We start from the raw sequence: 15,610 nt of genomic DNA, 5'->3' as shown, positions 1-15,610 counted from the left end.
TATTTTTCAAAATTGTGACACCCCAAGATTTGACATTTTCACCACAGATTTTTATTGCAATGCAGCAAACAGTCTATAGACTCAATGATGAGCGACCGCATGGGTGCGCTCGCAGTTTTGCCACGACGGGAGAATGCGCCATGACGACGCTTCAGTCTTCATCCACTCCGACCGTCCCTGTACTGCACGTCTTCGAACAAGCCGGTGGCTGGCACTGGGGCATTACGATTCCGCGAGGTCTGGGAAGCGGATTCAAAGTGATCGCGTTCAGTGAGAGTACTTTTCCGGTTGAAGACGCTGCACGCACCGACGGGAGTCAGGTACTCGCCAGCCTTGAGGACACGGCGGCTCACAACTGACTCGTTCCGACACCTGTTCACCGGGAAAGCTGGGCCTGGCCCGCGATCTCCCGGTATTGGGAAAATTTCGACGTCTGCCCGATCCCGGGGTTGAAGCAGTTGCACGGATCGAGTTGCTGATAAAACGCCGCAAGCTGCGGTTTCGCGTGGTACAGGTGGCCCACGTTGTGTTCCGCCGGATATTCGGCGCCACGCCGGTCCAGCAGTGTCCACATCTTGTGTTCGACTTCCAGGCAGTCGTTGCCCTTCCTGACGATGTAGTCCTGGTGGAAGACGTGGCACAAGAAGTGCCCGTAATACAGCTTGATGACGATCGTTTCCTCGATCTCGGGCGGCAGCGTCTCGATCCAGTCGCGATCGTTACGGCGTAGCGCAATGTCGAGCGCGACGATGTCCTCGACCTCGCGGGTATGCACGGCACGATAACGGACGGCTGCGCCAGCGGCGGCGAAGCGATGCAGAAATGCTTTCGTGCCTTCTTCGTCGGTGCATTCGAAAAAACCACCGGTCGCTTTTGCAAAAAAATCCGAGAGAAACTCGCGCGTTTCGTCGACGCTGCCGGCCGCGACTTTCAGCATCAGGTGATGCTCGTATCTGTCGCGGTACTGTTTCATCCGTTGCGGCAGATGACTCGGGAACAGCCGGCTCGCGGCCTGCAACACGCGGTCGGTGAGATGCGAAGGCAGAAAGCCGAGACGATCGAATAGCGCGTCGAAGCGGCTTTTGAGTCCGAACAGCGCGGGCAGTCGCGACGTGCCGAGATAGTTGATCGCCAGAAACGTATCTTTGCCGTATTCCTCGGCAATATCGAAGGCGTCCCGATGGAGATATTCGCCCGAGATCGGCACGGCTTTGAAGTCGTGCAACGCGTGGCGGCGGATCTCGGTGAGTTCGTCCGGGCGGTTGGTGCCGATATAGAACACCTTCGCGTTCTGTTCGATCGGGAACGTGTCGAGCCGCACGGCAAACACCATCAGCTTGCCGGCCGAGCCTGACGCTTCATGGAGGCGCTGCGGGTCGGCGTTGAAACGCGCGGGTGTGTCGGCGTCGATCTCGCGGACGTGGCTCGCGTAGCCATGGTCGGATCCGGCGCCTGCGTCGTGCCGGACGTCGGCGTCCGAAAACGCGCTGCGCTCCAGACGCCCCAGGATATCCTCGGGCGTGTCGCCGAGTTCGATCCCGAGATGGTTCACGAATTGCAGTTTGCCTGCGGCATCCACCTGTGCGAATGCCGCCATTTCCGTATAGGCGGGCCCCCGCTGCACCAGCGCGCCCCCCGAGTTGTTGCAGACACCACCCAACACCGACGCCCCGATACAGCTCGAGCCAATCACCGAATGCGGTTCGCGGCCGAGGGGCTTCAGCGTCTTTTCCAGTTGATCGAGCGTGGCGCCCGGCAGGCAGACCACCTGCTTGCCGCCGTCGATCACCATCACCTTTTTCATGCGGCTCGTACTGACAATCACGATGTCGCGATCATAGTCGTCGCCGTCGGGCGTCGAGCCGCCGGTGAGTCCGGTGTTCGATGCCTGCGCGATCACGATTACGTTCGCCGCGATGCACGCCTGCAGGACTTTCCATTGCTCGACGATCGTGCCGGGCTGGACCACCGCGAGTGCCTTCCCTGCACCAAAACGGAAGCCCGTGCGAAAGCGCCGGGTCGCGGCATCGTCGGTCAAGGTGTGCTTTTTGCCGACGATGGCGCGCAGCTCGTTGATCAACGTATGGGCCACGTCGTCCCGTTCGGCGACTAGCGGTGTGTGCGCTGCGGACATCGAATTCTCCTCATAGGCGTTGGGTGTGACGCGTGTCGATTTCGTCCGATGGTTTGGGCTGCGACCTTTGAGCGCATCAGGTTGACACGAAGGTTAAAATCAGCCCGGTCATTAGTCCAATATCTTGAAGTCGCTATTTGGAGACGAAAAACATATGGAATTTCGCCAACTGCGTTATTTCCTCGCCGTCGCCGAGCACCTGCATTTCACCGACGCCGCGACCCATCTGGGGATAGCGCAACCCCCTTTGAGCCAGCAGATCCTGAAGCTCGAACGGGAAATCGGCACGCCGCTGTTTATCCGGCATCCGCGCCGAGTCGAACTGACTGAAGCGGGGCGGCTCTTTCGCGAACGCGCGCGGCGCATCATCGAAGATACGCAAGAGGCCTTCGTCGAAGTGCAGAACGCGGGACGTGGCGAAACGGGGCGGCTCTTGCTCGGCTTCGCGGGGTCGACGGTGTTTCATCCGGCCGTTGCAATAACCATGCAGCGCTATCGGCATGCGTACGAACGCGTGTCGATCAGTTGCGAGGAGAGCAACAGTTCGCTGCTGCTGGATAAAGTTGCCGAGCGGCAACTCGACGCCGCGCTCGTGCGCATGCCGCTGAACTGCCGGGATCTGATGGTCGAGCCACTCGTGGACGAAGACATGCTGGCCGTGTTGCCGGCGAACCATCGTTTGAGCCGGCGGCGGCGCATCAATCTCGCGGACCTGGCGACTGATCCGTTCATTCTCTTTCCGCGACCCATCGGCCCGGATCTCTACGATTCCATCATTGCCGCCTGCCAGGAAGCCGGCTTCGCGCCGTCGATCGGCATGGAGTCGCCGCAGATTTCATCGGCGGCGAACCTGGTGGCGGCCGGCTTCGGCGTTGCCGTGGTTCCCGCGTCGATCCGGCAGATTCAGGTGGAAAGCGTGTCATATCACGCGCTGCAGGGTAATCCGCTTTCGACGGGTATTGCGTTGATTCACCGGCCGCGCGAAAAGTCGCCGACCGTGCTGAACTTCGTCAGGATTTTGCGGCAGCAGCGAACCGTGGCGCGGACGCGGTGAGGCACATGTAAGCAGAGAATTTTTGATTCGTAAGCATGCGGCGTTCTGATCGTGCGTTGCCTGGATTAGCCTGGGTTTGCCTGGCGCAGGTTCGGAGTTTCCCTGGTGCGTTTTGCTCCGCTTTACCCTTTAGGACCTCGCGAAAAGCGTCGATAACGTAGAGACATGCCGGCATCGAAATCCCGTTCATCGATGGACCGGATTCGGTCGTCGTCGATCACACATGTCCGTCGTCGCGTTGCATATCGAGGTGAAACTATGGGAACGAAATGGCTGCTGGGCGTTTCAGTGGCGCTGGTGTCTTTTGCCGGGCTGCTGCATCCCGTTTCCGCGCGCGCCGACGGCCCGGCATCGGCTTATGGCAAGGGCGCTGCCGATGCCTCGCTCGATCCGGGCGAAGAGCGCATGACCGCCGACGAAGAGAACAACGCGCGCCTGAAAGATCTGAGCGATGCCTATCACAATGGCTACAACGCGCGGGCCAAGGAAGACGCCGAGACGTACACATCGTTGCGCGAGCAATTGAAGCGTCCGCCGAAGGCCGCCGCGGCGCAGGTCATGCCGCCGCTTCCCGAAGGCATGCCGGGCGATGAGGCGGCGCAGGTGACCTCCGTACAGAAGCCGCAGATAGCGCAGCGCGCGTTGCCGGCGCAACCGCAACCGCAACCGCAACTGCAGCTAATGCAACCGCAAGCACAACCGCAACCCCAGCCGCAATACCGCCAGGCGTACCAGCAGCCGCAATATGCGCCGCCACGGGCCATGCAGTATCAGCCGGCGCCGGAATACGCGGAAGCGCAGACCTACGCCGAAGCGCCGGCATACGCTGAAGCCGAGGACGAGTCTCCGCAGTATCAGCAGCCCGCGTATGTCGCGCAGGCTTACGGTGCGCCGCCTCAGGCGCCGCAGCGCGTCGAGTATGTGGCGATGGTTGGACAGCCCGCATACGTGCCGCAGCCGCCTCCCCAGGTCCTCGTGCAGCCGGTCATGATGGTTCGCCGCCCACAGGCCTACGCGGGATATCGGCGCGCTTATTGGGCGCGTCCTTATCGGCAACCGCGTCCGGTTCGCTACGGCTATTCGGTGCAGGCCGCCGACTATAGCGGATGGCAGTAAGCACCTGCTTCACGTTACACGTCCTGACACAGAGAGGCGACGGGGCGCATGCGGAGCGTCGCTTCGATGGCGACGCCTTCCGTCACTCGCTCGACAAACCTTCGTCACGTAAAACCTGCTGCACAGCGGGCCGGTTCCGCACGCGCTCGTACCACGCTTGCAGATGCACGAGCGGGGTGAAATCGATGTCGGCGTTGTACACCGATTTCATCCACGCGGCCTTGCCCCAACCGGTTAGCGCAAACAGATATGCGTCGGCGATCGTGAAGACCTCGCCCATCAGAAACGGCTTGTCCGATAGTTGTTTATCGAGCCACGCAAACCGGCTTTCGAGCTTCGGTTTCGCGGTGTCGACATACTTGCCCGCCGCAACGGCGTAGAGCAACGGAATAAAGCCTTTGTGGATTTCCGACGTCAGAAAGTTGAGCCACTCCAGAAGCCGGTATCGTTCCATGGTGCCGTGGCCCGGCGTCAAACAGGATGCCGGCCGTTGATCGGCCAGATACTGCGCAATCACCGGCCCTTCACGCAGGTAACTGCCGTCGTCCAGTTGGAGTAGCGGCACATAGCCCAACTCGTTCACGCCGTAATAGTCGGCGCCGCCTTCGATCAGATGCCTGCGCGCATCGACCTTGATCATGTCCGCGTGAAGTCCCGTTTCCTGCAGGACGATATGAATCGCCTGCGAACAACTGCCGGGTGCGTGATAGAGCTTCATCGGATTTTCTCTTCCAGGTAAATAGGGTGTTCTGCGCGCTGTCGCGGCAACGCGGCTAATATCCGGCAAGCGGGATAAAAAAGGAAGAAGGCAGAATATTGTGGTGAAGGTACAAAAAATATACTTACCGAGGACGGGCGAATGAAGAGCAGTGCAACCGGATGTTCGGTCGAGGAAGCCATGCGCCTGCTGGGCGGACGGTGGCGTTTGTTGCTGGTTTCCTATCTTCTGGATGGCCCCAAACGCTTCAACGATTTACGCAGGGACGTGCCCGGCATTTCGCAACGCATGCTGACTCTCGACCTGCGCGCGCTTGAAGAAGCCGGCCTCGTACTGCGCACGGTTTTTGCGGAGGTACCGGTTAAGGTCGAGTATCAGCTCACCGAAGACGGCGAACGTCTAAGGCCGGTTGTCGAGGTGATGCGGGACTTCGGCCTTTGGCTCAAAGCGCGGTCTGCGCTACTGGTTTGACGCGTTCGGCGGCTGTTCCGGCGCCGGTTTTGTCGGGCTCTCCCGGCGCGCAATTTAAAACGGACGTTCTTTTGATGAAGTGGAGACGGCGTTGCAAGCGCGTGAGGTTTCGCACCACGCGTGAAAACACGCACCGGCAGAGTGCACCGTGTCGCCGGCATTGATTGCCACCGCACGAACAGCCGGCGCCAACCATGGCACAGTGAGACATGAGCGGACCCGTCGGGGCATTACGATGAAATCGACTGTTTTCAACACGCTGGCGGCCATTGCGTCGCTAGGGGTCACTTTTGTTCCGCTGCCGTGCTACGCCGACGAGCTCGATCGGCAAATGGACTGCACATCGAGCCCGCATGAGTTCATCGGCGCGCTTCTGGACAACCAGTCCATCGACCCGAAACCCATGCGTATCGAAGCCAACTCGGTCAACTCGTTTCGCCCGACGCGCGGGACCAAATTAAGCGCGTTCGGCTTTCACGTCTACGCGGTGTTCGGCTATGAGCAGGACGAGCCGATGTTCAAACGGGGAAGCGGTCAACCCGTCAAACCCTCGACGTACGGCGTGGTGGTGACCGCGCCCGCCACGTCGGTCGAAGCGAGCGTGCGCCGTGCGGGAAGCGAGGCAACCGTTCACGAGGTGATTCCGTTTCTTCTCACGGCCGTCTATTGCAACGGGCATTGAGGTATTGACCTTATTGATGGGAAGCCGCGTTCTCCGAGCGGGCTCGCGTCGGTCCATGCACAGGGCCAACCTGGCGCATGTGCGAAGATAGTCATTGGAAACACCGCCTCCGAACGGTTATTTGCGAGGTGTGTTTTTCGCCCGGCGGAAACCGTCAATGACTGAGCATGGCCTATGAACTCCAATACCTCACATCGCGCCGACGGACCCGCGTGGATGCCTGTTGCGATTGCCGAAATTGGCGTCGCGCGTTTCCCGATCGGCGAGACGAATCCGCGCATCGTCGAGTACAACAATCACACCAACCTGGTCGGCTATGACGACAAGGTGTCCTGGTGTTCCTCTTTTATCAACTGGTGTCTGGCAGGCGTGGGCGTCGATGGCACGCGCTCGGCGTTAGCACGGTCGTGGCTCGAGTGGGGCGCGCCGCTTGAAAATCCCGTCTATGGTTGCATCGCCGTATTGACACGGGACGATCCTAGCAGTTGGAAAGGACATGTCGGTTTTTATGTTCGACATGACGCCGAGTCGATCTATCTGTTTGGTGGAAACCAACTGAACGAGGTTCGCGAGTTGGCTTATCCGCTGGCTTCGGTGCTCGGTTATCGGTGGCCGGCATAGATCCGACCGGGCCGGGGAGTGGGCGACGCCTTCTCAGAACGCGCGCTTCCCCCTCCCCAATTCAAACCCGACTCAAATCCCACTCAACCGCAAGCCGGCTTCGCCTTCTTGCACGCATCCGCAAGCTGCGGCGGCGGATCTTTCTTGAACACCGTCTTATAAGATTCAAGCACGTTCGACTGCACCACCGGCAACGATTGCACGCCGATCCACGCCGGCGGCGTCTGTCCGATCAGCGCTTTCATCATCGCCAATGCTTCGGCGACGCCCTGGTCATAAGGACGTTGCGAGCCCGTCGCCTTGAGCGGTCCGCCCTTGGCGATCTCGATCGCGGATTGCAGACCCAGATCGACCGTCGTCACGGGAATATTCACCCCCTGCGCGCGCATCGACGTCAGCGTGTCGAGCGCCGGCTGATCCCAAACGGCGAACAAACCCTTCACGTCCGGATTGCCCGTCAGAAAGTCGCCCGCGATCTGGCCGACCTTCGACGGATCGGTGAAGTCGACCTGCTTGATCTTCAGGTCCGGACGGTTCTTCTTCATCCAGTCGTTGACCGCCTTGGTGCGTTCTTTCGTGCTGAAGTAATCCACACCGAAATTCACGAGCCCGATAGTCGAGCCTTTCGGCACGCACGAGGCGAGCACTTTGGCCGCGATCTGGCCATTGCCTTCGCTATCGGCCGAAATCATCGACGCATATTGCTCCGGATGCTTCAACCCCGTCGGCACGTTGTCCATGAACACGAGCTTGATACCGGCTTCCGACACCTTCTTGTAGGTGGCGGCCGTCGCGGTGCCGTCGACCGGAATGGAAATGATCCCGTCCGGATGGCGCTGAATTGTGTTCTCGATATCGGCGATCTGCTTGTCGACCTGGTATTCGGCGGATGCCGTGCCGATCACTTCCACGCCGTACTTCTTGAGCGTGTCGGTAATCCCTTGCACCTGCAATTGCGACCAGTCGAGGTTCATGGTCTGCATCGAAATGCCGACCTTGAATTTACCGGCTTTGATCTTGGCGACGTCGGCGGCGCTCAGTTGCACGGCGTCCACTGAAGCGGCTTTCTCGCCATTCGGCCCCTGGCCGACAATCGTCTTCGGACCGATCGAACCGACCGGCAGGCTGGTCACGCATTGCGCGTAAGCCCCCGACGAAACCAGCGTTGCAACGGCGGCCGCTGCGAGGACGCCACCTAATACCCTGTTTGAGCCACGACGATGTTGCTTCATGATTCTCCTCCGTTGGTCTTCACGTTTGTATTACGGCTTAACCTGTCTCCTGCCATTCGCGGACAACACGCGGGCACATCGCGCGGTTTCCGCCCATCACGAGTGGTCGACGTGCCCTCGTCACTTCCTGGTAAACGCCACGGCCGCGACGATGATCGCCCCCTTGATCACCAGTTGCAGCGACGAACTAACGCCAAGCAGCACCAGCCCGTTATTCAGCGTACCGATGATGAGACTCCCCAGCAGTGTGCCGAGCACGAAGCCGCGGCCGCCGAACAGGCTGCAGCCGCCGAGCGTCACCGAGGCGATCACGTCGAGTTCGAGTCCTTGCACCACATCGGGCCGCGCCGCATGCGAGCGCGCGGACAGCACGAGCGCGGCGAGTCCGGCCAGCATGCCGGTGAGAATGAACGCCAGCGTGGTCACGCGGCGCGTGTTGATGCCGGAGTAGAGCGCGGCCGTCGGGTTGCCGCCGGCGGCATAGATCTGCCGCCCGAACACGCTGTAGTGCAGCAGCAGAATGCCGGCGATCACGGCCAGCACCGTCCAGATGATCGGCACCGGTACGCCGAAAAGATCGCCTTCGCCGAAGATCGCGATGAACGAGTCGTTGCTGATGATCACGGGATGGGTGGTCGTCACCATCAGCGCGAGACCGCGTGCGGCGCTCAAGGTGCCGAGCGTGACCAGAAACGAGGGGATGTTCAGCCGCGTGGTCAGCACGCCGTTCAGCGCGCCGACAATCGCACCGGTGCCGATGCCTGCAATCGCGCCGATCATCCAGTTGTCGCCCACATACGCCATGGCGAGCGCCGCCGACATGCCCGACAACGCGAGCGTGGAGCCCACCGACAAATCGATCTGCCGCGCAATGATCACAAAGGTCATGCCGATCGCGATGATCGACACGAGCGCGGTCTGCCGGCCGATATTGAGGAAGTTGTCGATGGAGAGAAACCACGGCGACGCGAAACTGAAGACGACCAGCAGAATCGCGAACGCGCCGTACAGCGCGTACGGGCGGTCGCCTTGCAGGAGAAGTTGCGCGATGCGCCGTGCGCGGCTTTTTTGCGGCAGTGAGGCTTGCCGTTCGGCCGTCAGCGGCGAGACAGATTCATTCATGTTGCGTGCGCTCCGGCGGAAGTCCCTGCGTGGGACTCGAAAGAAGAACGGGAAAGTTGGATCAGGTGATGCAACGCTTCGGCGTTGGCGAGTTCAGCGCGCGCAACGGTCTTGACGATACTGCCGTCCGCGACGATCGAAATCCGGTCGCACAGGCGCAATAACTCGTCGAGATCGGACGACACGACGAGCACGCCGGTGCCCGCTTGTGCGGCGTCGTGGACCACGCCATAGATTTCCTCGCGCGCGCCAACGTCCACGCCGACAGTCGGTTCGTCGAGCAGCAGCAACTTCGGGCGCGGATGATTCCACTTGGCGAAGACCACTTTCTGCTGATTGCCGCCGGACAGAAACTTGACGGGCGTCGACGAGCCCGGCGCTTTAACGGCGAGTTCTTTCATTGAGCGTTTCGCCTGCTGCTCGGCTGCTTGACTGCGCAACCATCCCCAGCGGGAAAATTGCGGCAGTCGCGGCAAGGTCAGGTTGCGTTCGATCGAATGCTCCAGCACGAGCCCTTCGAGGTGACGATCCTCCGGCACTAGCGCTACGCCGAACTGGATCGCGTCGGCGGGTGAGACGCGCGAGCGTGCAAGACCGTCGATCTCGACTGTCCCTGCCTCCACGCTTCTCAGTCCAAAGATGGTTTGCAGAATCTCGGTGCGGCCACTGCCGATCAATCCCGCGAGCCCATGAATCTCGCCGCGTTCAACGACGAGGTCGACAGCGCGGAGCCGGTCGTTGCTCACGCTGGAGAGCTTGAGCACTGCGAAGGCCGTAGCGTTAGAAGCCGTAGCAGGCGCGGCCATAGAAGAAGCCTCATCGCCAGCAACCTCTGCCTTTGCCTGCATGGCAGCGTGCTTCGGACCGACAATCGCCGCGACCAGTTGCTTCATATCGGTCTGCGCGGTCGAGAACATGCCGGCATTCGCCCCATCGCGAAAGACCGTGACGCGCTGCGAAATCCGGAACACCTCATTCAACCGATGCGTCACATAGATCACCCCCACGCCGCGATCCGTTACCGCGCGAATCGCGTCGAACAGAATCTGTTCTTCGCCCCCCGTGAGCGCCGACGTGGGTTCATCGAGAATCAGCACCCGCACGTGACCCATCAACGCCTTGCAGATTTCGGTCATTTGCCGGTACGCGAACGGCAATGCGCCGACCGGTGTTTTCGGATCGAGCGGAATACCATGCGAGCGGAGAAATTCGCTGACCTCGGCCATCAACTGGCGGTTCTTCACAAAGCCGAGCCGCGTGCGAGGCTCGCGCCCCAGCATCAGATTGGCGCCGACCGATAACGACTCGACCAGACTCAGGTCCTGATAAACCACGGCAACCCCCGCCTCGCGCGATCGCGCCGGCGAGTCGAATGCCACCTTCTGCCCATCGATTTCGATGACACCTTCGTCATAAGCGTGCACGCCGCTGAGGATCTTGATCAGCGTGGATTTGCCCGCGCCGTTCTCGCCGAGCAACGCATGGACCTCGCCGGGCAGCACGTCGAGGTTGACGCCGCGCAGCGCTTGCACGCCGCCAAATCGTTTGGTGACGCCCGCTACACGGATCAATGGAACCTGAGGCGATGACGCGGCCGCGACCGCAACCGGTTCACTCATCTGGCATGTCTCCTTCGTCAATGTCGACGATTTTCTTTTCTTTGTGTCGTGCGCTCGGAAAACTCCGAGTTGTGATGCTCGCACCATGATTTTGGTGCGTCAATAACATTCGTTGCAGGAAAACGGGCCTTCTGACCCGCTCATGTGAAGATTTGCTCGTAATGCTTGTTATGATTCTATCAATCGTTGTAGCATAAGTGCGAACAAATTGTCAGCGGCCGTTGTGCGCTGCGCCAAATTTCCGGATGTCTTATGCCTGAAGCTCCTTCGTTGTCTTCATCGGTCGTCGCGCTGCGCGGCGGGCCGCTCGTTCATCCCGTGCGCAATCCCGGCACGCCGTTCGACGCGTCGTGGCTGGACGGCTTGCGCGTCAATCAGTCCGCCGTCGAGCGGCGCACGGCGACGCTGGCCGCGCGCCGCACGGTCAAGAAAGACGCGCAGGCGGCGTGGTTGTTAAAGGCCGTCACCTGCATCGACCTGACCACGCTCAATGGCGACGACACCGAGGGCCGCGTGCGGCGTCTCTGTGCGAAAGCGCGCCAGCCCGTGCGCGCCGATCTTCTGGAAGCGCTCGGTATCGCGCCGCAGGGCATCACGACCGGTGCGGTCTGCGTGTATCACCGCTTTGTCGCGGCTGCCGTGGACGCGTTGCAAGGTAGCGGCATTCCGGTCGCGGCAGTGTCGACCGGTTTTCCGGCGGGCCTGATTCCCCATCCGCTGAAGCTGAAGGAGATCGAGGCGTCGGTCGCGGACGGTGCGATGGAAATCGACATCGTGGTCACGCGCGAATACGTGCTCACCGGCAACTGGCAGGCGCTGTACGACGAGGTGCGCGACTTCCGCGCCGCTTGTGGCCCCGCGCATCTGAAGACGATCCTCGCGACCGGCGACATTAAAACGCTCTCCAACGTGGCGCGCGCGTCGATGGTCTGCATGATGGCCGGCGCCGATTTCATCAAGACGTCGACGGGTAAGGAGGGGGTCAACGCGACGCTCGACGTGTCGCTCGTCATGGTGCGGATGATCCGCGAATACCAGGAGCGCACCGGCGTGCCGATCGGCTTCAAACCGGCGGGCGGCGTGTCGAACGCCAAGACCGTGCTGGCGTATCAGATCCTGATGAAGGAAGAGTTGGGCCGCGCCTGGCTCGAGCCGGCGCTGTTCCGTATCGGTGCATCGAGCTTGCTCGCCGATATCGAACGCCAACTCGAACATCACGTGAGCGGCCGTTATTCCGCTTTCAACCGTCACCCCGTAGCCTGAACAGAAGACCGATCCCATGAGCGTAGCCGAGTATTTTTCATCGATGGAGTACGGTCCCGCACCCGAGGACGATCAAGCCGCGCGCGCCTGGCTCGCGCGCCATGAGGCGGGCTTCGGGCACTTCATCAACGGCGCGTGGCATGCGCCCGCGGCCGGCGAACGTTTCGTTTCGCATGCGCCCGCCAGCGGTGAAATGCTGGCCGAAGTCGCTCAAGGCGACGCCGCCGACATCGACGCGGCCGTCGCCGCCGCGCGCGCCGCGCAGCCGGGCTGGCTCGCATTGGGCGGCGCGGGGCGCGCACGGCATCTGTATGCGCTGTCGCGCATGGTGCAACGTCATAGTCGCCTGTTCGCGGTGCTCGAAGCGCTCGACAACGGCAAGCCGATCCGCGAAACGCGCGATATCGATGTGCCGCTGGTGGCGCGGCACTTCCTGCATCACGCGGGTTGGGCGCAACTGCAGGACAGCGAGTTCGCCGACCATGCGCCTCTGGGCGTGGTCGGTCAGATCGTGCCGTGGAATTTTCCATTGTTGATGCTCGCATGGAAGATCGCGCCGGCGATTGCAACAGGCAACTGCGTCGTGTTGAAACCCGCTGAATACACGCCGCTAACAGCGCTCCTGTTCGCCGAACTCGCGCATCAGGCCGGCTTGCCGGCGGGCGTGCTGAACGTCGTCACCGGCGACGGCAGCACCGGCGCGGCGCTGGTCGAGCATCCGCAAGTCGACAAGATCGCGTTCACCGGGTCGACGGAAGTGGGTCGTCTGATCCGTGCCGCCACGGCGGGCACGGGCAAATCGCTGACGCTGGAACTGGGCGGCAAGTCGCCCTTCATCGTATTCGACGATGCGGATCTGGACGGCGCGGTGGAAGGTGTCGTCGACGCGATCTGGTTCAACCAGGGCCAGGTGTGTTGCGCGGGCTCGCGGCTGCTCGTGCAGGAAGGCATCGAAGCGCGCTTCATCGCGAAGCTGAAGCGGCGCATGGAGACGTTGCGCGTCGGCACGTCGCTGGACAAGAGCATCGATATCGGCGCGATCGTCGATCCGGTGCAACTCGAACGGATTCAGTCGCTGGTGGAAGCCGGGCGGCGCGAAGGCTGTGCAATCTGGCAAGCGGCCGATACGACGATGCCCGCCAGCGGCTGCTTCTATCCGCCGACGCTGGTCACCGGTGTTGCACCGGCCTCGACGCTTGCGCAGGAAGAGATCTTCGGGCCGGTGCTGGTGACAATGAGCTTTCGCACGCCCGACGAAGCCGTTGCACTCGCCAACAACTCACGCTACGGATTGGCCGCGAGCGTGTGGAGCGAAACGATTGGACGTGCGCTCGATATCGCGCCGCGCCTTGCTTGCGGGGTGGTATGGATCAATGCGACGAACCTGTTCGACGCGGCGGTCGGCTTCGGCGGTTATCGCGAGTCGGGTTACGGGCGGGAAGGCGGCCGTGAGGGCATCTACGAATATCTGAAACTGCGTGACTGGCTCAACCTTGGCAAGCGTCAACCGCTTGTTCGCGAAGCCGGCGCAGGCCGCTTCGAGCCGAGTTCGAACGTCGCATTGATCGACCGTACCGCGAAGCTCTTTATCGGCGGCAAGCAGGTGCGTCCGGACAGCGGCTATTCGCTGCCGGTCCACGCGCCGGACGGAACGCCGGTCGGCGAAGTGGGCGAGGGCAATCGCAAAGACATTCGCAACGCGGTCGAAGCAGCGCGAGCCGCGCAGAAGTGGTCGCAGGCGAGCGCGCATAACCGCGCCCAGGTGCTGTTCTATCTGGCGGAGAACCTCGCGGTTCGCGCGGACGAGTTCGTGCGGCAGCTCATGGTGCGCAGTGGCGCGACGGAAAACGCGGCGCGTGCCGAAGTCGACGCGTCGGTCACGCGCCTCTTCACCTACGCGGCGTGGGCCGACAAGTTCGACGGCGCGGTGCACACGCCGCCGTTGCGCGGCGTCGCGCTGGCAATGCATGAACCGCTCGGCGTGATCGGCATTGCGTGTCCGGACGAAGCGCCGTTGCTCGGTTTCGTTTCGCTGATGGCGCCCGCGCTGGCCATGGGTAATCGCGTGGTGGTGTTGCCGAGCGCGGCCTGTCCGCTGACGGTGACCGACTTCTATCAGGTGGCCGAGACCTCGGACGTACCAGGCGGTGTGCTGAACATCGTGACGGGCGAACGCGCCGCGCTGTTGCCCGCGCTTGCCCGCCATGACGACATCGACGCGGTCTGGTGCTTCGGCAGCGCGGAAGACTCGACGCTGGTCGAACGTGAATCGGTCGGCAATCTGAAACGGACCTTCGTCGATCATGGCCGCCAGTTCGACTGGTACGACCGTTCGAGCGAAGGCCGGCCGTTTCTGCGTCAGGCCGTGCAGGTGAAGAACATCTGGATACCTTATGGCGATTGACGGACAGCCTCGTTAAATAGCGTCCGCCAGGCGACCGACTGACCTGCACGCCAACCAGAAAATGGAGGAGACAACGTGCTGAAGAATCTGCAACTGCTACTCGATGCCGACGTGCCGTGCGCACGTCAGGTATCCGCCTTCGTGTCCCCGAGCCGAACCATGCAAGGGGAACGCGCATGAGTGTGAACAACTCGATCGAACGGCGCGGTCGCGTCGTGATTCTGGGTATCTACGTGACCGACCTGACGTTTCGCGCCGAGCGTATGCCGTTGATCGGCGAGACGATCGCCGGCTCCGCGTTCGCGATGGGGCCGGGCGGCAAGGGCTCGAATCAGGCGGTGGCCGCCGCGCGCGCCGGCGCCGACGTGGTGTTCTGCACACGTCTCGGCAACGACGCGTTCGGTGAAATCGCCCGCGCGACGTGGGCCAGGGAAGGCATTACGGCGCGGGCGTCGGTGATCGACGGCGTCTCGACCGGCGCAGCGCATATCTTCGTCGAGGACACGAGCGGCATGAACGCGATCATCGTCGCGTCCGGCGCGGCCGGCACGATGAATGCGGCCGACGTCGACGCGATTGAAGCGGACATTGCCGGTGCGCGAGTTTTCGTTACGCAACTGGAACAGCCGCTGCCGGCCGCGCGTCGCGGACTCGAAGTGGCGCGGCGGCACGGCGTCATTACCGTATTCAATCCCGCGCCCGCGTTACCGCTCGACGACGACATCTTTCCGTTGTGCGACTACATCACCCCGAACGAAACCGAAGCCACTGCGCTGACCGGCGTGCCGATCGCGAACGCCGACGACGCTCGCCGTGCCGCCGACATCCTGCTCGGCAAAGGCGTCGGCACGGTGATCGTGACGCTCGGCGAAGCCGGCGCGCTGTTACATTCGGCGACGCAATCCGTCTTCGTGCCGGCTTATCACTGTGGCCGCGTGGTGGAAACAGCGGGCGCGGGCGACGGCTTCACCGGCGGTTTTGCCGCGGCGCTCGCGCGTGGCGACGATCCGATCGCGGCACTGCGGTTCGGTTGCGCGTTGGCCGGTATTTCCGTTACGCGTCCGGGCACGGCGCCTTCCATGCCGACGCTGGATGAAGTAAATCGCGTATTGAATCAGTCGGCCAGCGACTCGCAGGCATCCTGACCGGCCCGTTGTGAACTTCGGCCAGCGCG

General features: G+C 62.0%; 14 protein-coding genes. 9 read left to right on the top strand and 5 right to left on the bottom strand.

Annotated features, from left to right (window positions below):
• Positions 1-140 precede the first annotated feature (140 nt).
• On the top strand, positions 141-359 hold the full coding sequence (locus HWY05_RS21540; protein ID WP_081936046.1) for a hypothetical protein: 219 nt from the start codon (positions 141-143) through the stop codon (positions 357-359).
• Positions 360-376: 17 nt separating this feature from the next.
• Here the strand turns inward: HWY05_RS21540 and dld are convergent, their stop codons facing one another.
• Positions 377-2,134 carry a D-lactate dehydrogenase gene (gene dld, locus HWY05_RS21535; protein WP_176059532.1) on the bottom strand — a complete coding sequence of 586 codons (1,758 nt, stop codon included), beginning with the start codon at positions 2,132-2,134 and terminating at the stop codon, positions 377-379.
• Between the two features lie 154 nt (positions 2,135-2,288).
• Here dld and HWY05_RS21530 point away from each other — a divergent pair, with 154 nt between their 5' ends.
• Together HWY05_RS21530 and HWY05_RS21525 are read left to right on the top strand one after the other, a co-directional pair.
• Positions 2,289-3,188, top strand: a complete 900-nt coding sequence (locus HWY05_RS21530; protein WP_176059531.1) for a LysR family transcriptional regulator — start codon at positions 2,289-2,291, stop codon at positions 3,186-3,188.
• Between the two features lie 258 nt (positions 3,189-3,446).
• The gene (locus tag HWY05_RS21525; RefSeq protein ID WP_176059530.1) at positions 3,447-4,304 is read left to right on the top strand and encodes a hypothetical protein; all 858 of its coding nucleotides are present in this window, start codon (positions 3,447-3,449) and stop codon (positions 4,302-4,304) included.
• A gap of 82 nt (positions 4,305-4,386) precedes the next feature.
• On the opposite strand, the gene gstA is transcribed toward HWY05_RS21525, so the two are convergent.
• Entirely contained in the window at positions 4,387-5,022 is a 636-nt protein-coding gene (gene gstA / locus HWY05_RS21520; RefSeq protein ID WP_176059529.1) for a glutathione transferase GstA, read from the bottom strand.
• 141 nt (positions 5,023-5,163) lie between these two features.
• Here gstA and HWY05_RS21515 point away from each other — a divergent pair, with 141 nt between their 5' ends.
• The 3 genes from HWY05_RS21515 to HWY05_RS21505 all read left to right on the top strand — a co-directional run bounded on the left by HWY05_RS21515 (position 5,164) and on the right by HWY05_RS21505 (position 6,796).
• Positions 5,164-5,493, top strand: a complete 330-nt coding sequence (locus tag HWY05_RS21515; RefSeq protein ID WP_035555447.1) for a helix-turn-helix domain-containing protein — start codon at positions 5,164-5,166, stop codon at positions 5,491-5,493.
• A 235-nt stretch (positions 5,494-5,728) separates the two neighbouring features.
• Positions 5,729-6,175 (top strand): hypothetical protein, encoded by a 447-nt coding sequence (locus HWY05_RS21510; protein ID WP_176059528.1) that lies wholly within the window; start codon positions 5,729-5,731, stop codon positions 6,173-6,175.
• A 216-nt stretch (positions 6,176-6,391) separates the two neighbouring features.
• Positions 6,392-6,796, top strand: coding sequence for a TIGR02594 family protein (locus tag HWY05_RS21505; RefSeq protein WP_176059527.1), 405 nt, complete (start codon positions 6,392-6,394; stop codon positions 6,794-6,796).
• A gap of 83 nt (positions 6,797-6,879) precedes the next feature.
• Here HWY05_RS21505 and HWY05_RS21500 read toward each other — a convergent pair whose 3' ends face one another.
• From HWY05_RS21500 to HWY05_RS21490, 3 genes are all read right to left on the bottom strand, one after another.
• Entirely contained in the window at positions 6,880-8,028 is a 1,149-nt protein-coding gene (locus HWY05_RS21500; protein ID WP_035555451.1) for a substrate-binding domain-containing protein, read from the bottom strand.
• 120 nt (positions 8,029-8,148) lie between these two features.
• Positions 8,149-9,150: an ABC transporter permease gene (locus HWY05_RS21495; protein WP_035555453.1), complete on the bottom strand. Its 1,002-nt coding sequence runs from the start codon at positions 9,148-9,150 to the stop codon at positions 8,149-8,151.
• Positions 9,147-10,769: a sugar ABC transporter ATP-binding protein gene (locus HWY05_RS21490; protein ID WP_176059526.1), complete on the bottom strand. Its 1,623-nt coding sequence runs from the start codon at positions 10,767-10,769 to the stop codon at positions 9,147-9,149. Before HWY05_RS21490 ends, HWY05_RS21495 begins: the two co-directional genes overlap by 4 nt.
• A 252-nt stretch (positions 10,770-11,021) precedes the next feature.
• Here HWY05_RS21490 and deoC point away from each other — a divergent pair, with 252 nt between their 5' ends.
• From deoC to rbsK, 3 genes are all read left to right on the top strand, one after another.
• The gene (gene deoC / locus HWY05_RS21485; RefSeq protein ID WP_176059525.1) at positions 11,022-12,032 is read left to right on the top strand and encodes a deoxyribose-phosphate aldolase; all 1,011 of its coding nucleotides are present in this window, start codon (positions 11,022-11,024) and stop codon (positions 12,030-12,032) included.
• Between the two features lie 16 nt (positions 12,033-12,048).
• Entirely contained in the window at positions 12,049-14,436 is a 2,388-nt protein-coding gene (locus tag HWY05_RS21480) for an aldehyde dehydrogenase family protein (RefSeq protein WP_176059524.1), read from the top strand.
• A 176-nt stretch (positions 14,437-14,612) separates the two neighbouring features.
• Positions 14,613-15,581 (top strand): ribokinase, encoded by a 969-nt coding sequence (rbsK, locus tag HWY05_RS21475; protein ID WP_176059523.1) that lies wholly within the window; start codon positions 14,613-14,615, stop codon positions 15,579-15,581.
• Positions 15,582-15,610: the final 29 nt, after the last annotated feature.

The sequence above is a fragment of the Paraburkholderia sp. BCC1876 genome (assembly GCF_902833695.1).
In the GTDB taxonomy this organism is placed as follows: domain Bacteria; phylum Pseudomonadota; class Gammaproteobacteria; order Burkholderiales; family Burkholderiaceae; genus Paraburkholderia.
This window is presented reverse-complemented; position numbering and strand designations above follow the sequence as displayed.